The sequence below is a fragment of the Enterobacter cloacae complex sp. ECNIH7 genome, assembly GCF_002208095.1.
In the GTDB taxonomy this organism is placed as follows: Bacteria; Pseudomonadota; Gammaproteobacteria; order Enterobacterales; family Enterobacteriaceae; genus Enterobacter; species Enterobacter cloacae_M.
This window is the reverse complement of record NZ_CP017990.1, coordinates 1,654,688-1,672,241: the sequence shown is the minus strand read 5'-3', so window position 1 is coordinate 1,672,241 and position 17,554 is coordinate 1,654,688. Positions and strand designations below refer to the sequence as shown.

Annotated in this window: 19 protein-coding genes; 9 read left to right on the top strand and 10 right to left on the bottom strand. The window is 57.6% G+C overall.

Translation table 11 applies throughout. The features are described from left to right. Positions 1-48: 48 nt before the first annotated feature. The 7 genes from potI to nfsA form a co-directional block, all read right to left on the bottom strand. Positions 49-894 (bottom strand): putrescine ABC transporter permease PotI, encoded by an 846-nt coding sequence (gene potI, locus WM95_RS08215; RefSeq protein ID WP_023310934.1) that lies wholly within the window; start codon positions 892-894, stop codon positions 49-51. Further along, complete coding sequence (gene potH, locus WM95_RS08210; protein ID WP_045354414.1) at positions 891-1,844, bottom strand: putrescine ABC transporter permease PotH; 954 nt, start codon at positions 1,842-1,844, stop codon at positions 891-893. The genes potI and potH overlap by 4 nt, the downstream gene beginning before the upstream one ends. A 10-nt stretch (positions 1,845-1,854) precedes the next feature. Beyond that, entirely contained in the window at positions 1,855-2,988 is a 1,134-nt protein-coding gene (gene potG, locus WM95_RS08205; RefSeq protein ID WP_023310932.1) for a putrescine ABC transporter ATP-binding subunit PotG, read from the bottom strand. A 143-nt stretch (positions 2,989-3,131) separates the two neighbouring features. After that, the gene (potF, locus tag WM95_RS08200; RefSeq protein ID WP_088544722.1) at positions 3,132-4,244 is read right to left on the bottom strand and encodes a spermidine/putrescine ABC transporter substrate-binding protein PotF; all 1,113 of its coding nucleotides are present in this window, start codon (positions 4,242-4,244) and stop codon (positions 3,132-3,134) included. Positions 4,245-4,595: 351 nt separating this feature from the next. Next, positions 4,596-5,072 carry a YbjN domain-containing protein gene (locus tag WM95_RS08190; RefSeq protein WP_003858385.1) on the bottom strand — a complete coding sequence of 159 codons (477 nt, stop codon included), beginning with the start codon at positions 5,070-5,072 and terminating at the stop codon, positions 4,596-4,598. A 63-nt stretch (positions 5,073-5,135) separates the two neighbouring features. After that, the gene (gene rimK, locus WM95_RS08185; RefSeq protein ID WP_033145042.1) at positions 5,136-6,038 is read right to left on the bottom strand and encodes a 30S ribosomal protein S6--L-glutamate ligase; all 903 of its coding nucleotides are present in this window, start codon (positions 6,036-6,038) and stop codon (positions 5,136-5,138) included. Between the two features lie 69 nt (positions 6,039-6,107). Then, complete coding sequence (gene nfsA, locus WM95_RS08180; protein WP_063408081.1) at positions 6,108-6,830, bottom strand: nitroreductase NfsA; 723 nt, start codon at positions 6,828-6,830, stop codon at positions 6,108-6,110. 184 nt (positions 6,831-7,014) lie between these two features. On the opposite strand from nfsA, the gene WM95_RS08175 reads away from it, so the two are divergent. Next, the gene (locus WM95_RS08175; RefSeq protein ID WP_006809455.1) at positions 7,015-7,284 is read left to right on the top strand and encodes a GrxA family glutaredoxin; all 270 of its coding nucleotides are present in this window, start codon (positions 7,015-7,017) and stop codon (positions 7,282-7,284) included. A 30-nt stretch (positions 7,285-7,314) separates the two neighbouring features. On the opposite strand, the gene WM95_RS08170 is transcribed toward WM95_RS08175, so the two are convergent. Continuing rightward, on the bottom strand, positions 7,315-7,689 hold the full coding sequence (locus WM95_RS08170; protein ID WP_088544721.1) for an inner membrane protein YbjM: 375 nt from the start codon (positions 7,687-7,689) through the stop codon (positions 7,315-7,317). A gap of 273 nt (positions 7,690-7,962) precedes the next feature. Here WM95_RS08170 and WM95_RS08165 point away from each other — a divergent pair, with 273 nt between their 5' ends. The 4 genes from WM95_RS08165 (at position 7,963) to arsC (ending at position 11,994) form a co-directional block, all read left to right on the top strand. Next, positions 7,963-9,648: an aspartate:alanine antiporter gene (locus tag WM95_RS08165; protein ID WP_063408082.1), complete on the top strand. Its 1,686-nt coding sequence runs from the start codon at positions 7,963-7,965 to the stop codon at positions 9,646-9,648. A gap of 251 nt (positions 9,649-9,899) precedes the next feature. Beyond that, positions 9,900-10,220 carry a metalloregulator ArsR/SmtB family transcription factor gene (locus WM95_RS08160; protein ID WP_045403696.1) on the top strand — a complete coding sequence of 107 codons (321 nt, stop codon included), beginning with the start codon at positions 9,900-9,902 and terminating at the stop codon, positions 10,218-10,220. Between the two features lie 40 nt (positions 10,221-10,260). After that, positions 10,261-11,550, top strand: coding sequence for an arsenic transporter (locus WM95_RS08155; RefSeq protein WP_063408083.1), 1,290 nt, complete (start codon positions 10,261-10,263; stop codon positions 11,548-11,550). A 12-nt stretch (positions 11,551-11,562) separates the two neighbouring features. Further along, complete coding sequence (gene arsC, locus WM95_RS08150) at positions 11,563-11,994, top strand: glutaredoxin-dependent arsenate reductase (protein WP_063408084.1); 432 nt, start codon at positions 11,563-11,565, stop codon at positions 11,992-11,994. Positions 11,995-12,015: 21 nt separating this feature from the next. On the opposite strand, the gene WM95_RS08145 is transcribed toward arsC, so the two are convergent. Beyond that, the gene (locus WM95_RS08145; protein WP_059446363.1) at positions 12,016-12,567 is read right to left on the bottom strand and encodes a TetR/AcrR family transcriptional regulator; all 552 of its coding nucleotides are present in this window, start codon (positions 12,565-12,567) and stop codon (positions 12,016-12,018) included. 81 nt (positions 12,568-12,648) lie between these two features. Between WM95_RS08145 and WM95_RS08140 the strand changes: the two genes are divergently transcribed. Both WM95_RS08140 and WM95_RS08135 read left to right on the top strand, forming a co-directional pair. After that, positions 12,649-13,863 (top strand): MFS transporter, encoded by a 1,215-nt coding sequence (locus WM95_RS08140; protein WP_063408085.1) that lies wholly within the window; start codon positions 12,649-12,651, stop codon positions 13,861-13,863. After that, positions 13,853-14,665, top strand: coding sequence for a Cof-type HAD-IIB family hydrolase (locus tag WM95_RS08135; RefSeq protein WP_045355702.1), 813 nt, complete (start codon positions 13,853-13,855; stop codon positions 14,663-14,665). Before WM95_RS08140 ends, WM95_RS08135 begins: the two co-directional genes overlap by 11 nt. Positions 14,666-14,755: 90 nt before the next feature. On the opposite strand, the gene WM95_RS08130 is transcribed toward WM95_RS08135, so the two are convergent. Continuing rightward, positions 14,756-15,988, bottom strand: a complete 1,233-nt coding sequence (locus WM95_RS08130) for an MFS transporter (RefSeq protein WP_063408086.1) — start codon at positions 15,986-15,988, stop codon at positions 14,756-14,758. Positions 15,989-16,156: 168 nt separating this feature from the next. Here WM95_RS08130 and WM95_RS08125 point away from each other — a divergent pair, with 168 nt between their 5' ends. After that, positions 16,157-16,885, top strand: a complete 729-nt coding sequence (locus WM95_RS08125) for a phosphatase PAP2 family protein (RefSeq protein ID WP_063408087.1) — start codon at positions 16,157-16,159, stop codon at positions 16,883-16,885. A gap of 7 nt (positions 16,886-16,892) precedes the next feature. Continuing rightward, positions 16,893-17,501, top strand: coding sequence for an undecaprenyl-diphosphate phosphatase (gene ybjG / locus WM95_RS08120; protein WP_023310918.1), 609 nt, complete (start codon positions 16,893-16,895; stop codon positions 17,499-17,501). Positions 17,502-17,554: the final 53 nt, after the last annotated feature.

The window sequence follows — 17,554 nt, the reverse complement described above, 5'->3', positions numbered from 1 at the left end:
AAACAGTGCCGCGTCATGCGCGGCACATCACTGGAAATTTTAAATCCTTCAGCCGCGTCTTGCACGCTGGATATCGCGCACGCGCTGTTTTTCCGCGCGCGCCATCAAATACCAGGCGATAAATCCGACAATTCCGACCACGCCGAGGATGATGGAAGCCAGGGCGTTAATCTCCGGGTTGACCCCCATGCGCACGCTGGAGAAGACCAGCATCGGCAGCGTCGTCGCGCCCGGTCCGGAGACAAAGCTGGCGATAACCAGATCGTCCAGCGACAGCGTAAACGCCAGCAGCCAGCCGGAGATCACCGCCGGCATAATCATCGGCAGGGTGATGATGAAAAAGACCTTCAGAGGCGTCGCGCCAAGATCCATCGCCGCCTCTTCAATGGAGCGATCCAGCTCGCGCAGGCGCGAGGAGATCACTACCGCCACGTAGGCCGTACAGAAGGTGACGTGCGCCAGCCAGATGGTGAGCATGCCGCGATCCGCCGGCCAGCCGATGGCGTGCGCCAGGGCCACGAACAGCAGCAGCAGCGCGAGTCCGGTGATCACGTCCGGCATAACCAGCGGCGCGGTGATCATAAAGGCGAACCCGTTTGAGCCGCGAAAACGCCCGAAGCGCACCATCACCAGCGCGGCGATCGTGCCCAGCACCGACGCCATTGTCGCCGCCAGGGCGGCAATCGTCAGGCTCAGTCCCACCGCGCTCATCATCGCATCGTCGTGGAACAGCTCGCTGTACCAGCGAGTCGACCAGCCCGCCCAGACCGTTACCAGCTTAGAGCTGTTGAAGGAGTAGATCACCAGCATCAGCATCGGCGCATACAGGAAGGTAAAGCCAATCACCAGGATCGCAATTCGCCACGGGGAGCGCACTACCGGTAAGTTGTTCATCCGTGATCTCCCATCTGTTTCTGCTGATGCTTGTGGAACCACATGATCGGCACGATCAGCAGCAGTAGCATCACGATCGCCACCGCCGATGCCACCGGCCAGTCGCGGTTATTGAAGAACTCCTGCCACAGCACGCGGCCAATCATGATGCTGTCCGGGCCGCCGAGCAGTTCCGGGATCACAAACTCCCCGACCGCCGGGATAAAGACCAGCATTGACCCGGCGATAATGCCGCCTTTGGTCAGCGGGACAATGACGCTGAAGAAGGTTTTTAACGGGCGGGCGCCGAGATCGAGCGACGCTTCCACCAGCGAATAATCAATGCGCGTCAGGGCCGTATAGATCGGCAGCACCATAAACGGCAGGTAGGCGTACACAATGCCGATATAGACCGCGAGGTTGGTGTGCAGGATCGTCAGCGGCTGATCGATAACCCCAAGCCACATGAGAAAGTTATTCAGCACGCCGTTGTTTTTCAGGATCCCCATCCAGGCATAAACGCGGATCAGGAACGAGGTCCACGACGGCAGGATCACCAGCAGCAGCAGGATGTTTCGCGTCGACGGCTTGCTGTGCGCCACCGCCCACGCCAGCGGGTAGCCCATCACCAGACAGCAGAGCGTCGAGATCGCCGCCACCTGCAGCGACTGCAGATAGGCTTCGAAATAGAGCGGGTCGTCGGTGAGCTGCAGGAAGTTGCCGAGGTTAAGCGTCAGCGTAAGCTGCCCGTCGGCCCAGTCCAGCAGGTTGGTGTAAGGCGGTATCGCCCGCGCCATTTCCGCCAGGCTTATCTTGAAAACAATCAGAAACGGCAGCAGGAACAGCAGGATCAGCCACACGTACGGCATGGCGATCACCAGCTTGCGGCCGTGTTTCATCTGCATGCGCGTCAGCCACTGGGCAAGGCCGCCCGGCTTTTCTGCGCGGGCTGGAGGTTCAAGTGCACTCATTTGCCGCTCCTTATACCGTCAGCACGACGCAACTGTCAGCGTCCCAGCACAGGCGCACTTCGTCACCCCAGGTCGGCTGCCCCTTGCGGTAGCGATGTTCGTTCTGTAGCTGCGCGCTGAGCATCTGCCCGCTTTTCAGCCGCACGTGGTAGATAGACAGGTCGCCCAGATAGGCAATGTGCACCACTTCGCCCACGGCAAAGTTATAGCCATCGGCAGGCGGATCCTCGCAGAGCATGATTTTCTCCGGACGCAGCGCGACGTAGACCGGGACGTTATCCACCACCGAGTTGTCAGGATCGACCTTAAGCGGATGCTGCAGCCCCGGCGATTCGATGACCAGGCCATCCTCCTGACGATCTTTCAGCAGCCCTTCGAAAACGTTGACCGAGCCGATAAACTCCGCGCTGTAGCGGGTGGTCGGGTGCTCATAAATCTCTTCCGGCTCGCCGATCTGCACGAACTTCCCGCGGTTCATGATCGCGATACGCCCGGCCATGGTCATCGCCTCTTCCTGGTCGTGGGTCACCATCACGCAGGTCACCCCCACGCGCTCCAGGATATCCACCACTTCGAGCTGCATACGGTCGCGCAGCTTTTTATCCAGCGCGCCCATCGGCTCATCGAGCAGCAGCAGTTTCGGGCGTTTTGCCAGACTGCGGGCCAGGGCCACGCGCTGGCGCTGGCCACCGGAGAGCTGGTGCGGTTTGCGCTTCGCGAACTCCTGCATGTGCACCAGACTCAGCATTTCGGCCACGCGCGCGTTAATTTCGGCCTTCGGCAGCTTGTCCTGCTTCAGGCCAAAGGCGATGTTCTGCTCCACCGTCATGTGCGGGAACAGCGCGTAGGACTGGAACATCATGTTAATCGGGCGCTGATACGGCGGCACGCTGGAGAGATCCACGCCATCAAGCATGATTTGCCCGGCGGTGGGCTGTTCAAAACCGGCCAGCATACGCAGCAGGGTCGATTTACCGCAGCCAGAAGCCCCCAGAAGGGCAAAAATTTCGCCTTTATAGATAGTCAGGCTGACGTCGTCCACGGCATGCTGGCCATCGAAAGATTTGGTGAGGTTACGAATTTCAAGAAGCGGGGTCAGCGCTTTACGGACTTTCGCCTGCGGGCGGGGGATCGCGTCATTCACGGGGTGTTCTCCGGCATAGATCAGTACTGGTGCAAACGCACCGTCAGGGTGCGCATCGCCGGGCGGCGCTAACGCTTGCCCGGCCTACGGGTTGTAAAGGCCCGGTAAGCGATAGCGCCACCGGGCAACAATACCCAACGCCGTTATTTACCGCTTTTCACCTTGGTCCACGCGCGGGTACGCACGCGGTCAATTTTTGGATCCTGAACTTTCAGGGTGAAGAGCTTGGCGAACACATCCGCTGGCGGATAGATAGCCGGGTTATTACGGATTTCTTCGCTTACCAGCGGCAGGGAGGCCTTGTTACCGTTCGCGTAGTAAACGTGGTCACTGATGTGGGCGATCACCTCAGGACGCATCATGTAGTTGAGGAACTGATACGCTTCGTCTTTGTTTTTGGCGTCAGCCGGCATCGCGAAGACGTCGAAGAACGCCAGCGCCCCCTCTTTCGGAATGAAGTAAGAGACGTTCACGCCGTTTTTCGCCTCTTTCGCGCGGTTAGCCGCCTGCCACACGTCTCCAGCCCAGCCGATCGCGACGCAGATGTCGCCGTTCGCCAGGTCGTTAATGTACTGAGACGAGTGGAAGTAACGAATGTTTGGACGCAGCTTCAGCAGCAGATCGGTCGCCGGGCCGGTGTAATCATCGGCTTTACTGCTGTTCGGGTCTTTGCCCAGGTAGTTCAGCACGGTCGCGAAAATCTCTTCCGGCGCATCGAGGAAGGAGACGCCGCAGCTTTTCAGCTTCTCAAGGTTTTCTGGCTTCAGCACCACGTCCCAGCTGTCCAGCTTGACGTCCGGGCCCAGCACCGCTTTGACTTTATCCACGTTGTAGCCGATACCGGTGGTCGCCCACAGGTAAGGCATCGCGTATTTGTTGTCCGGGTCATGCTTCGCCACCAGCTTCAGCACTTCCGGATCGAGGTTTTTCCAGTTCGGTAACTTGCTCTTGTCCAGAGGCTGGAAGACGCCTGCCGTCAGCTGGCGCTCGAGGAAGCTTGCAGAAGGCACCACGAGATCAAACCCGGTGCTGCCCGCCATCAGTTTTCCTTCCAGCACTTCGTTGGAATCGAATACGTCGTAGACCACTTTAATGCCGGTCTCTTTTTCAAAATTCGCCACCGTATCCGGCGCAATATAGTCAGACCAGTTGTAAACGTGCAGCGTTTTTTGTTCCGCAGCGAGCGAGCCGGCAGAGACGGCCATCAGAGCACCCGCAACCAGACCCGATAACCATTTTTTATTCAAGGCGATCATATCTTTATTCCTTCTGAAAGCTCGTTAACAAACGAACTAAAACTGTGCAATCTGAAGATATGCAATAATCATGCATAGTTTGTCGCTCTGCCCAAAATAAAAAGAAACCTCTTTACCCGGCAGCTTCCGCTCGCTTTTTTAAGCATTGCAAGAATAACTGTAGCCCGTGTCTCCGGCTATAGCCCAGACGAAAAAACGCCTTTTATCAATTTTTTATGCAGGTTATGTCTACGTGATAAGCCGAAACGGCCTTCAGGGAGGTGAAAAATTCTTTAAAGAAAGGTTAAAAGCAGCAGAAAAAATGGCCTTCTGCAGCCGCTATGGCAGCGACTGCGCAAAAGTCAGACAGGCTTAGTGAAGAAAATTGGGAGATGCATCATTATTCTCTGCATCATCTTCCGCGCTATACAGCAGATGATGTGCATTGGCTTCCATCATGACCATGGAAATTTGCTCTTCGCTCAAGCGCATAAACCAGGCGAACTGCTTGAACGACAGCCCGGCACCGGAGAATAAAGACTGGCAAACGACCAGTTTTGGCAGATTATCATCCTGTATGTCGAGAAATGCTTTCACCGTCAAAGAACTGGCGTTGATCGCTGACAGGTCGGAGGCCAGCGCCAGCAGCGCGGACGGCTTCACTTCGGCCAGCGCGGAGAAAAGGATCACGTCGTTAATGAGATCGATTTTGGCATCGAAAATGCCGTCGAAATTCTGCATATGAGGCAGATGCAGCGCCTGGCAGGAATCGCATTCGAAGAACGTAATTCCGGCATCATCAAGCCATTGACGTAACGTATCCAGTGTTGGTACGACCTGTAAATCCATCGCTGTGCAGCCTCTTCAATATAATCTGTGCATAGGGTACGCAAAAAGTGCGTTCAATACCATTTAACCGCCCGTTTTCAGACAGTAGCCCGGCGTGGCATGACGCTCGATCCATGCGATCATTTTACCCGCAATATCGACTCCCGTGGTTTTTTCCACGCCTTCCAGCCCCGGCGAGGCGTTCACCTCCATGACCAGCGGCCCGCGCGTCGCCCGCAGAAGGTCTACGCCCGCCACGTCCAGCCCCAGGGTTTGCGCCGCTTTGACGGCAATTTCCCGTTCGCGATCGCTAATATCGGCTACCCGCGCCACGCCGCCGCGGTGAAGATTAGAGCGGAAATCGCCCTCTTTCGCCTGGCGCTCAATGGCCGCCACCACCTCATTGCCGACCACGAAGCAGCGAATATCGCGCCCTTTCGCCTCTTCGATGTACTCCTGCACGAGAATGTGGGCATTGAGGCCGCGAAAGGCGTCAATCACGCTCTCCGCCGCCTGACGCGTTTCCGCCAGCACCACGCCAATGCCCTGCGTGCCTTCCACCAGCTTAATCACCAAAGGCGCGCCGCCCACCATATCGATAAGATCGCTGGTGTCGTCCGGTGAATGGGCAATCCCCGTGACGGGGAGATCGATCCCCTGACGGGCGAGGAGCTGCAGCGAGCGCAGCTTGTCGCGGGCGCGGGATATGGCGACGGATTCGTTGAGCGGATAGCTGCCCAGCATCTCGAACTGGCGCAGCGCGGCGGTGCCGTAATAGGTTATCTGGGAGCCGATGCGGGGGATCACGGCATCAAAGTGCGGCAGCTTGCGGCCTTTGTAGTGAATCGACGAGGCGGCCGGGTCAATGTTCATATAGCAGGACATCGGGTCGAGGATCTCAACCTGATGCCCGCGTTTCGCCGCCGCGTCTCGCAGGCGCTTACATGAATAGAGCGTTCCATCCCGGGACAATATGGCAATTTTCACCCTGCACCTCTCTGAAGACATGGAAAAAGCCTGCATATCATATACGCAGGCAGGCGCAGGCGGAATGGACTATCGCGTCGCCCAGCCCTGTTTGTGCAGGTAATCAAGAATAAACGGGCGGTTTTCTTTAATGATGGTGCGACGAATATGGTCAGTCCAGGTATCGCGACGGTTATTGCTGCCGCGCGTCAGGTAGTAGTTCGCCAGTTCTTCATCATATTGATTCAGGACGTCCTGATCGACCGGCTGGTAGTGGTTTTCGTGCACCAGCATGGCGGCAGGAATGCGCGGCTTCAGATCCGGGTTATCCGCAGGCCAGCCGAGGCACAGGCCGAACAGCGGCAGAACGTGTTTTGGCAGCTTCAGCAGCTCGGTCACGCTTTCAATGTTGTTACGCAGGCCACCGATGTAGACGCCGCCCAAACCCAGCGACTCCGCCGCCGTAAAGGCGTTTTGCGCCATCAGTGCGGTATCCACCACGCCCAGCAGCAGCTGTTCGGCCAGCCCCAGCTCGGCCTCAGGGCAGATCTGCAGGTGGCGGTTAAAGTCGGCGCAGAACACCCAGAACTCCGCGGCCTGGGCCACATGCTTCTGCCCGCCGGTCAGCGCGACCAGCTGTTCACGCATGGCCGGATCGGTGATGCGGATAATCGAGCTGCACTGCAGGAAGCTGGAGCTGGAGGTCGCCCTGGCGCTGTTAATAATCGCTTCGCGCTGCGCCTCGGTAATCGGCTCATTGGTGAAGTGGCGAATGGAACGGTGGGATGTGAGCAGGTCTATGGTTGGTGTCATCTTGTCTCTCTTTGTCTTTCCTGATGCCTATGGCAGCCAGTATAGGCAATGATTTGCGCGGTGTAATTGGCGAAACATAGCCTTACTGTATCAAAGCGACAGGCGAAACCTTCTTTAATGGCGGCAGGTTATCGGGCACTATATGTCCTATTCGCCGTCAGGCTTGTTTTTTGAGGAGAGAGAAATGTTTGCAGTAATTTTTGGTCGTCCAGGGTGCCCTTACTGTGTGCGCGCAAAAGAGCTGGCTGAGAAACTGACCGAAGAGCGCGATGACTTCAACTTCCGCTACGTGGACATCCACGCGGAAGGCATCACCAAAGCGGATCTTGAAAAAACCGTCGGCAAGCCGGTTGAAACCGTACCGCAGATCTTCCTCGATCAGAAACACATCGGCGGTTGCACTGACTTTGAAGCTTACGCCAAAGAGCATCTGGGCCTGTTTGCCGCTCAGTAATGCGAAGACGCCCTCACCCTGAGGGCGTTTTTAATTGTGGTGCCGTCGATGCTTAATCAGACTGCACACAAACAAATAGCACAGCGCGCCGAGGGCGCACCAGAAGACGCCGCTCAGAAACCACGCCAGCTCCTGCCAGAAACTTCGCGTTGATACATACAGCATGCGCATCAGCAGCAGACACAGCGGTGCCGCCAGCATTGCGCCAATAAGCGGCTTGACCACCTCCCCTTTACGGGAAAGAAAACTGGCAGCGGCTCCCGGCAGGGTAAAAAAGAGCAGCCCCAGCTCCGGGTGTCCGGCTGCCCTGAATGCCCCTTTCACATTAAAAGCGAGCGACATGCACACGACGGTAAACAGCAAAAAACAGCTGATCACCCCCGCCCAGTTTCGTTTAATGTTCAAACTATCCTCCTGACTTATCTCTATCAAATACACCTTCGTCGGGTAGACGCCCAGTCAGATAAAGCAGTGCGGCAATCCTTGCCAAAGTACGCACAGGGTGATGCGATAATAGGTAGCTGTCAGTAGCTAATACGATTAAACTATCGGCCAGCTAATGTTTTAGGGAATAAATTAGGTAACAGGGAGGGTTGAACACGTTCCCTGACCCAGAAAACAGTAGCCCAAATAGTCCTTTCATTCAACAACTTACTGGTAAACAAGAAGTTAGCCTCCGTGAATATAAACGTCGCAGACTTGTTAAATGGGAATTACATCCTGTTATTATTTGTGGTACTGGCGCTGGGCCTTTGCCTGGGTAAATTGCGCCTGGGTTCAGTTCAACTTGGTAATTCCATTGGCGTTTTAGTGGTTTCCTTATTATTAGGCCAGCAGCACTTCAGCATTAACACGGACGCGCTCAACTTAGGCTTTATGCTGTTTATTTTTTGTGTTGGCGTGGAAGCAGGACCGAACTTTTTTTCAATTTTCTTCCGCGACGGCAAAAATTATCTGATGCTGGCGCTGGTGATGGTCGGCAGCGCGCTGCTGATCGCGTTAGGGCTGGGTAAACTGTTTGGCTGGGATATCGGGTTAACGGCCGGTATGCTGGCAGGCTCTATGACCTCCACCCCCGTGCTGGTGGGTGCCGGTGATACCCTTCGCCATTCCGGCATGGCCGGCGCGCAGCTCTCTACCGCGCTCGACCACCTGAGTCTGGGCTATGCCCTGACCTATCTGATTGGTCTGGCGAGCCTGATTGTCGGCGCACGCTACCTGCCAAAACTGCAGCACCAGGATCTGCAGACCAGTGCCCAGCAAATCGCGCGCGAGCGCGGTCTCGATACCGATTCCAAACGTAAAGTCTATCTCCCGGTGATCCGCGCCTATCGCGTCGGGCCAGAGCTGGTGGCATGGGCTGACGGCAAAAACCTGCGCGAGCTGGGGATTTACCGCCAGACGGGCTGCTATATCGAACGTATTCGCCGTAACGGCATTCTGGCGAACCCGGACGGCGACGCGGTGCTGCAGATGGGCGACGATATCGCGCTGGTGGGTTACCCGGACGCCCACGCCCGTCTCGACCCGAGCTTCCGTAACGGCAAAGAGGTGTTCGACCGAGACCTGCTCGACATGCGTATCGTCACCGAAGAGATAGTGGTGAAAAACCATAACGCCGTGGGCCGCCGACTGGCCCAGCTGAAGCTGACCGACCACGGCTGCTTCCTCAACCGCGTGATCCGCAGCCAGATAGAGATGCCGATCGACGACAACGTCGTGCTCAACAAAGGCGACGTACTGCAGGTTAGCGGCGACGCGCGACGCGTGAAAACCGTTGCCGACCGCATCGGCTTTATCTCCATTCACAGCCAGGTCACCGACCTGCTGGCCTTCTGCGCCTTCTTTATCGTTGGCCTGATGATCGGGATGATCACCTTCCAGTTCAGCAACTTTAGCTTCGGCATCGGTAACGCCGCCGGGCTGCTCTTCGCCGGCATCATGCTGGGCTTCCTGCGAGCCAACCACCCGACCTTCGGCTACATCCCGCAGGGCGCGCTGAACATGGTGAAAGAGTTCGGTCTGATGGTCTTTATGGCGGGCGTGGGCTTAAGCGCGGGAAGCGGTATCGGCCACAGCCTGGGCGCCGTCGGCTGGCAGATGCTGGTGTCCGGACTGATCGTCAGCCTGGTGCCGGTGGTGATCTGCTTCCTGTTCGGCGCCTACGTGCTGCGCATGAACCGCGCCCTGCTCTTTGGGGCAATGATGGGCGCGCGTACCTGTGCGCCAGCCATGGAAATCATCAGCGATACCGCACGCAGCAACATCCCGGCGCTGGGCTATGCGGGCACATATGCTATCGCTAACGTGCTGCTGACGCTGGCGGGTACGCTGATCGTTATCATCTGGCCTGGACTCGGATAACTCCTAAGTTTGCGCGCGGGGAAAATATTTTCGTTACGCGCAGAACTTTTTTATCAGGGGGCAGTCATAACTAGTGCCACTGCTTTTCTTTGATGTCCCCAATTTGTGGAGCCCATCAACCCCGCCGTTTTGGTTCAAGGTTGATGGGTTTTTTGTTGCCTTAAATTCACCTTCCTCTATTCTTTTCTTCTCTCTTGCCACGAAAACACATATGATTAAACATATATAAAATCACACCTGCAGGAAATCCCATGCTCCACCCGCTCCAGCTCTTCAAAACCCTCTCCGACGAAACGCGGCTCGCCATCGTCATGCTGCTCCGTGAAGCGGGCGAACTGTGCGTCTGCGATCTCTGCGCCGCGACCGCCGAGTCGCAGCCTAAGGTCTCCCGCCACATGGCGCTGCTGCGCGAGTCCGGGCTGGTTATCGATCGCCGTGAAGGGAAATGGGTCCATTACCGTCTCTCTCCCAACATGCCTGCGTGGGCGGCAGTCGTTATCGACAACAGCTGGAACTGCCTGCGGGAAGAGACGCGCATGAAGCTGAAAAACCGACTTTCAGGCTCGTGTTGATAACAATACATTCACAAAAACAGATATAACGGAGTAAGCGATGTTTCTGGCAGGAGCGATTTTTTTATTCACATTGGTACTGGTCATCTGGCAGCCCAGGGGACTCAGTATCGGCTGGAGCGCGACCATCGGTGCCGTGCTGGCGCTGGCCAGCGGCGTGATTCACATTAACGATATACCTGTGGTGTGGAATATCGTCTGGAACGCTACGGCGACGTTCATTGCCGTCATTATCATCAGCCTGCTGCTGGACGAGTCCGGCTTTTTCGAGTGGGCGGCGCTGCACGTCGCCCGCTGGGGGAACGGTCGCGGGCGATTGCTGTTTACTTATATCGTGCTGCTGGGTGCAGCCGTGGCGGCGCTGTTTGCCAATGACGGCGCGGCGCTGATCCTGACGCCTATCGTCATCGCCATGCTGCTCGCGCTGGGGTTCAGCAAGCAGGCCACGCTGGCGTTTGTGATGGCGGCGGGCTTCATCGCCGATACCGCCAGCCTGCCGCTGATTGTGTCCAACCTGGTCAACATCGTGTCGGCAGACTTCTTTAAGCTGGGGTTCAGCGAATACGCCTCGGTGATGATCCCGGTAGATATCGCCGCGATTGCCGCAACGCTGGTCATGCTGCATCTGTTCTTTCGCAAGGAAATCCCCCCGAAATATGACCTGGCAAAACTCCGCGAGCCCACTCGGGCCATTCACGATCTCCCGACGTTCAGAACGGGCTGGCTCGTCCTGCTGCTTCTGCTCGTCGGCTTCTTCGTGCTTGAACCGCTCGGCATTCCTGTCAGCGCCATCGCGACCGTCGGCGCGCTGATTTTATTTGCCGTCGCAAAACGCGGACATGCGATAAACACCGGAAAAGTGCTGCGCGGCGCACCGTGGCAAATCGTCATCTTCTCGCTGGGTATGTATCTGGTGGTGTATGGCCTGCGCAATGCCGGGCTGACGGAATATCTCTCAGGCGTACTGAATAGCCTGGCCGGACACGGTCTGTGGGCCACCACGCTGGGAACCGGGTTCATCACCGCGTTTCTCTCATCCATAATGAACAATATGCCCACGGTGCTGATTGGCGCGCTCTCCATCGAGGGCAGTACGGCGACAGGATTGATTAAGGAAGCGATGATTTACGCCAACGTGATTGGCTGCGATCTGGGGCCGAAAATCACGCCTATCGGCAGCCTCGCCACCCTGCTCTGGCTCCACGTGCTGGCGCAGAAGAACATGACGATCACCTGGGGCTACTATTTCCGGACGGGCATCGTTATGACGCTGCCGGTCCTGTTTGTGACGCTCGCCGCGCTGGCGCTACGTCTCTCCTTCACACTGTAATGAGCCACTGATATGAGCCACATCACCATTTATCACAACCCGGCCTGCGGAACCTCGCGCAACACGCTGGAGATGATCCGCAACAGCGGCACCGAGCCAGAGATTATCCTCTATCTGGAAACCCCGCCGTCGCGCGATACGCTGACCGCTCTGATTGCCGAGATGGGCATTTCAGTGCGGGATCTGCTGCGTAAAAACGTGGAGCCCTATGAACAGCTCGGCCTTGCTGAAGATAACTTCACCGACGAGCAGCTTATCAATTTTATGCTGCAACACCCGATCCTGATTAACCGTCCGATCGTGGTCACGCCGCTGGGCACCCGCCTGTGCCGCCCGTCTGAAGTCGTCCTCGACATCCTGCCGGATGCGCAGAAAGGGGCGTTTACGAAAGAGGATGGCGAAGCGGTGGTGGACGCCAGCGGGAAAAAAATCGAACACAGGTAAAACTGGCAGGGCGAGTGTTACCTAAGGATTCCCCTCGCCCGCAATTCTCCCCACCATCGCCCGGATCTCTTCGCGGGTTAACGGCGCCCGGTCGGTCACGTAGTGCAGCGTCATCCCTTCAATAAACGCGTCCAGCGCGCGGGTGGTCACCGGGTCGAACCACTGCTCCAGCGTGGTCTGGCTCATCTTCATCCAGTCCTGCATCACCGTTTTGAGCGCCGCGCTGCGGTGCATAAAGGCATAGAGCTGATACATCAGCGCCATGTTGTGCGGCGTGGTCACCTGCGAGCTGTGGATCAGCGTGGTGATGGCTTCGCACGCCATTTCCGGCCCGGTGACGCCCGCAAAGAAATCCCGGTACTGCTGCGACATCTGCCGGGTAAACCACGTGAAGGCCTCCTCCAGCAGCGGCTCCATACCGTCGAAATAGTAGGTCATCGACCCCAGCGGCACGCCCGCGCAGGTGGCGATTTTACGGTGCGTGACGGCGTGAATGCCGTGTTCGGCGATGGTATCGAGCGTTGCCTGCAGGATCTTCTCCCGGCGATGCGGATCGTTCGGTGGTCTGCTCATAAATTCCTCACGTGGTTTGTGTACAAATGTACACAAACTTGCTAGTGTTGTCGCTATTGTTGTACTTCTGGTGCTATCCCGATGACGCTGACCTCTCCCCGTAAAGCCCTGCAGCGACGCCTGTGGGCGCTGTTTATGTTCTTCTTCATTCCCGGCCTGCTGATGGCCTCCTGGGCCACGCGCACCCCCGCCATTCGCGATACTTTGTCCGTTTCTACCGCCGAGATGGGCATCGTACTGTTCGGGCTGTCAATAGGCTCCATGAGCGGCATTCTCTGCTCCGCGTGGCTGGTAAAGCGCTTTGGTACGCGAGCGGTGATCCGCACCACCATGTGCTTTGCCGTGTTCGGGATGGGAATATTAAGCGTGGCGCTGTGGTTTGCCTCGCCGGTGCTGTTCGCCCTGGGCCTGACGGTATTTGGCGGCAGCTTCGGTTCGGCGGAAGTTGCTATCAACGTGGAAGGGGCGGCGGTCGAACGTGAGATGAACAAAACCGTGCTGCCAATGATGCACGGCTTCTATAGCCTCGGCACGCTGGCCGGTGCGGGCGTGGGGATGGCATTGACGGCCACCGGCGTGAGCGCGAATCTGCATATCCTGCTGGCGGCGCTGGTGTGCATCATTCCGATCCTGACCGGCATCCGGGCCATCCCGGACGGCACCGGTAAGAACTCCGCTGACGAACAGCACTCAGCCGAAAAAGGGCTGCCCTTCTACCGCGATTTCCAGCTGATGCTGATCGGCGTGGTGGTGCTGGCGATGGCGTTCGCCGAAGGTTCCGCCAACGACTGGCTGCCGCTGCTGATGGTGGACGGTCACGGCTTTAGCCCTACCTCCGGCTCGCTGATTTACGCCGGGTTTACGCTGGGGATGACCGTCGGGCGCTTCACCGGCGGCTGGTTTATCGACCGCTACAGCCGCGTGGCGGTGGTGCGCGCCAGCGCCCTGCTGGGCGGCCTGGGTATCGCGATGATTATCTTTGTGGATGTGGACTGGATTGCCGGCGTCTCGGTGATCCTCTGGGGGCTGGGCGCGTCCCTCGGCTTCCCGCTGACCATTTCAGCCGCCAGCGATACCGGCCCGGATGCCCCGACGCGCGTCAGCGTGGTGGCAACCATGGGCTATCTCGCCTTCCTGGTCGGGCCGCCGCTGCTCGGCTTCCTCGGCGAGCACTACGGGCTGCGCAGCGCCATGCTGGTGGTGTTAGGGTTGGTCATTATCGCCGCGCTGGTGGCGCGCGCGGTGGCAAAGCCGGAAACAAATCAAACGACACTGGAGAAGGGATATGAGCGTTAAACTGATCGCCGTCGACATGGATGGCACTTTTCTGAGCGATGCCAAGACCTATAATCGCCCGCGTTTTCTGGCGCAGTATGCCCGCATGAAGGCGCAAGGCATTCGCTTCGTGGTCGCCAGCGGCAACCAGTATTACCAGCTGATCTCCTTTTTCCCGGAGATTGCGCATGAGATTGCGTTCGTCGCCGAAAACGGCGGCTGGGTCGTAAGCGAAGGTGAAGATGTTTTTAACGGCGAACTGTCGAAAGCCCATTTCGAGACCGTCGCGAACGTGTTAAACGAGGTTCCGGGCATTGAGATTATCGCCTGCGGGAAAAGCAGCGCGTACACGCTGAAATGCTATGACGAGGGCTTTAAGGAGATCGCGGCGAAGTACTATCACCGTTTGGAAATGGTGAGTAATTTCGACAACCTGAACGATATTTTCTTCAAGTTCGGGCTCAACGTGTCTGACGATGAAATTCCGCGTATTCAGGCGCTGCTGCATGAAAAGCTGAGTGACATCATGGTCCCCGTCACCACCGGCCACGGCAGTATCGACCTGATCATCCCCGGCGTGCATAAAGCCAACGGCCTGCGGATCCTGCAAAAGCGCTGGGGCATTGACGATAGCGAAGTGGTGGCCTTCGGCGACAGCGGCAACGACGTGGAGATGCTGCGCCAGTCCGGTTTCAGCTTTGCGATGGCGAATGCCAGACCGCATATCAAAGCGGCAGCGCGTTTTGAAGCGCCGCATAATAATGATGAAGGCGTTTTAAACGTGATTGAGAAGGTGTTGAACGGGGAGGCGCCGTTTAATTGACCGGTGCGGTCTGGTGCCTTCACCCTAGCCCTCTCCCACAGGGAGAGGGGACTGTTCCGTGCTCGCCAACAGGAAGAGGGAATAAACAGGTTAAGGTTGCAGGGCGTTCCCGACGCGTTTGTCTTTCAGGAACACCACCATCAGGCCAACCCACAGCACGCCGTTGGCGAGGTTAAACAGGCTGAACAGCCCGTTGCCGCCCATCGCGTAGGCATGCTTGCTCACTTCGATACCGACGGTAAAAATCAGCATCTGCAGCATCCCCATCGCAGCTGACACCGTGCCTTTACTCATCTCGCTGGCAAACAGCGTCAGGCGCACCAGCCCGGCGTTGGCCACGCCAATCCCGAAGGCATAAAGACTGAGCCCCGCCGTCATCCACAGGTAGGCGTGGGATGACGCGACGGTCGCCACCGCAGCCAGAATCAGCCCTGCCGCAATCGGCCAGCCGCCCATGATAATCAGGGAACGCACGGTGCGTCGTGACGTCAAACGTGCCAGCACCAGGTTCCCGATAATCAGCGCGCCAAAGATCGGCACCTGCAGCAGGCCATACTCGTAGCTGCTGAGCTTTTCACCGCTGATGATAATGACCGGCGACTGCGCGATCCACGCCAGCAGCGGCAGGCTAACGAACCCGGTCGCCAGCGCGCCCGCCACAAAGCGGCCGTTCTTCAGCACCTCTTTGTAATCCCGACCCAGCTCTTTCAGCGAGAGTTTCTCGCCGATGCGGGTGGCCGTTTCCGGCATCGCCCGGTGCAGGCCAAAGAACGCGAAGGCGGCGAGAGCCGCAAAGAGCACAAACATGCCTTCCCAGGGCGCAACGTGCACCCACGCGGCCCCCACCAGCGGCCCGAGTAAGGGGGCGATCAGCGCCACGTTCGCCATCAGCGCGGTAATTTTGATACACACCGCCTCCTCAAACGACTCCTGAATGGCGGCATACCCCACGGCGCCGATAAAGCACAGGCTCACCCCCTGCAGGAAACGCAGCAGGGTAAATTGTTCAATGTTTTGCGCCAGCAGCGTGGCGAGACAGGTGACGATAAACCACACCACGCCCGTCAGCATCACCGGACGGCGGCCAATACGATCCGACAGCGGCCCTAACAGCCACTGTAAAAACATGCCGCCGGCCAGATAGGCGGTCATGGAGGTCGGCACCCACTCAATACCCGCGTTGTACTGCGCCACAACGGCCAGCATACCGGGCTGGATCATATCGTTGCCGATATAGGTAGAGAATTCGTAGAGCACCAGACACAGAGGGAAAAGCAACGCCTGACGACCCAGACGTGAACCAGAAGAAGAACGGTTTAACATGCAATCTCTTTATAATGACAAAATCGCGACGAGTTTAATGAAATGCCGCAGCCCGAGATAGTGATTTATCGAGGATAAACAGAAATAAAGCACATATCGTCTTCGTTTAAGGTTTCCTTAAGTTGACACTTTTATGATAGCCCGATTACTCGTCAACGATCCCAAATTATGGCACTCACCTCCAGCCGTTCAGAATTGTCTAACTTACAGACAAATAAGACAAAACGACTTTACCGCTTACCGGGCCGCTTTTATGGTTATCAGCTTTTCATACTGATTGCCCTTGCCGTGGTGTTTACGTGGCTATCGCGCAGTGAAGCGCTCGACAGATGGATCACCTCCTTTTGGTATGACGCGGCAACGCAGAGCTTTCCGCTGCAGAAGGACCACCTGCTGGATCTGCTGAACCACCGCCTGGCGAAGTACATCGCCATCGGCTTAGGCGCCGTGGCGCTGTTTTACGGCGCCTGGAAGCGCAACGCAAGGCTGGTCACGGCGGCGCTGCTGATGGGCGTTGGCGCGCTGGTGGTAGGCGTGCTGAAAAGCGTGAGCCATCACAGCTGCCCGTGGGATCTGGTGGAATATGGCGGTAAGGCTATGTCTTATCCCCTGTTCAGCACCGTCCCTGCTGACAGCGGTCCGGGGCGCTGTTTTCCCGGCGGTCATGCCTCCAGCGGCTTTATGGTGATGGGGCTGTTTTTTGCCTTCTGGCGCGAGCGTCCGCGTCTCGCCTGGTGCTTCGTCGCGCTGGGCGTGGTGTTAGGTCTGGCGATGGGCTACGGCCAGGTCATGCGCGGGGCGCATTTTTTCTCTCACAACCTGTGGGCCGGGTGGTGGGTCTGGTTTTCCCAGGTGGTTGTCTACGGACTTATTTCCACCCGGTTTGCTAAAGAGTGATAACGCTATGTTAGAGAATCTGAATTATCAGCTGTTTTATCTGATCAACGCCACGCCAGCCTCGCCTGAGTGGACGATCGATTTTGCCACCTTTCTGGCAAAAGATCTGATCAGCATCGTGCCTGCACTGGCTGCGATTCTCTGGCTGTGGGGGCCCCGCAGCCAGGTGAAGGCGCAGCGCCAGCTGGTGATTAAAGTGGCGATGGCGCTCGGGGTAAGCGTCCTGGTCAGCTACATTCTCGGCCATGTCTTCCCGCACGATCGTCCTTTTGTTGATCACGTCGGCTATACCTTCCTGCACCACGCGCCGGATGACTCGTTCCCGAGCGATCACGGTACGGTGATCTTCACCTTCGCGCTGGCTTTCCTGTTCTGGCATCGCCTGTGGTCCGGCGCGGTCCTGATGGTGGCGGCCCTGGCAATCGCCTGGTCTCGCGTTTACCTGGGCGTTCACTGGCCGCTGGATATGGTGGGCGGTTTCCTGGTCGGGATGATTGGCTGCGTGAGCGCGGCTATCCTGTGGAGCCTCTTCGGTGAAGCGCTCTACCGCACGCTGTCTTCGCTCTATCGCGCCATTTTCGCTATCCCGATCCGCAAAGGCTGGATACGTGACTAACCCCAACCTGACAGGTTACACTTGAACCCCCGCCCTGCGGGGGTTCACTTTTT

Bases quoted from the DNA above. Each gene is read 5' to 3' on its own strand.
- potH (WP_045354414.1), bottom strand. From the start codon at position 1,844: ATGAGTGCACTTGAACCTCCAGCCCGCGCAGAAAAGCCGGGCGGCCTT.
- WM95_RS08145 (WP_059446363.1), bottom strand. From the start codon at position 12,567: ATGAGCAGACCACCGAACGATCCGCATCGCCGGGAGAAGATCCTGCAG.
- WM95_RS08155 (WP_063408083.1), top strand. From the start codon at position 10,261: ATGTTTCTGGCAGGAGCGATTTTTTTATTCACATTGGTACTGGTCATC.
- WM95_RS08130 (WP_063408086.1), bottom strand. From the start codon at position 15,988: ATGTTAAACCGTTCTTCTTCTGGTTCACGTCTGGGTCGTCAGGCGTTG.
- arsC (WP_063408084.1), top strand. From the start codon at position 11,563: ATGAGCCACATCACCATTTATCACAACCCGGCCTGCGGAACCTCGCGC.
- WM95_RS08160 (WP_045403696.1), top strand. From the start codon at position 9,900: ATGCTCCACCCGCTCCAGCTCTTCAAAACCCTCTCCGACGAAACGCGG.
- nfsA (WP_063408081.1), bottom strand. From the start codon at position 6,830: ATGACACCAACCATAGACCTGCTCACATCCCACCGTTCCATTCGCCAC.
- WM95_RS08140 (WP_063408085.1), top strand. From the start codon at position 12,649: ATGACGCTGACCTCTCCCCGTAAAGCCCTGCAGCGACGCCTGTGGGCG.
- WM95_RS08190 (WP_003858385.1), bottom strand. From the start codon at position 5,072: ATGGATTTACAGGTCGTACCAACACTGGATACGTTACGTCAATGGCTT.
- potI (WP_023310934.1), bottom strand. From the start codon at position 894: ATGAACAACTTACCGGTAGTGCGCTCCCCGTGGCGAATTGCGATCCTG.
- WM95_RS08175 (WP_006809455.1), top strand. From the start codon at position 7,015: ATGTTTGCAGTAATTTTTGGTCGTCCAGGGTGCCCTTACTGTGTGCGC.
- ybjG (WP_023310918.1), top strand. From the start codon at position 16,893: ATGTTAGAGAATCTGAATTATCAGCTGTTTTATCTGATCAACGCCACG.
- potF (WP_088544722.1), bottom strand. From the start codon at position 4,244: ATGATCGCCTTGAATAAAAAATGGTTATCGGGTCTGGTTGCGGGTGCT.
- WM95_RS08125 (WP_063408087.1), top strand. From the start codon at position 16,157: ATGGCACTCACCTCCAGCCGTTCAGAATTGTCTAACTTACAGACAAAT.
- WM95_RS08135 (WP_045355702.1), top strand. From the start codon at position 13,853: ATGAGCGTTAAACTGATCGCCGTCGACATGGATGGCACTTTTCTGAGC.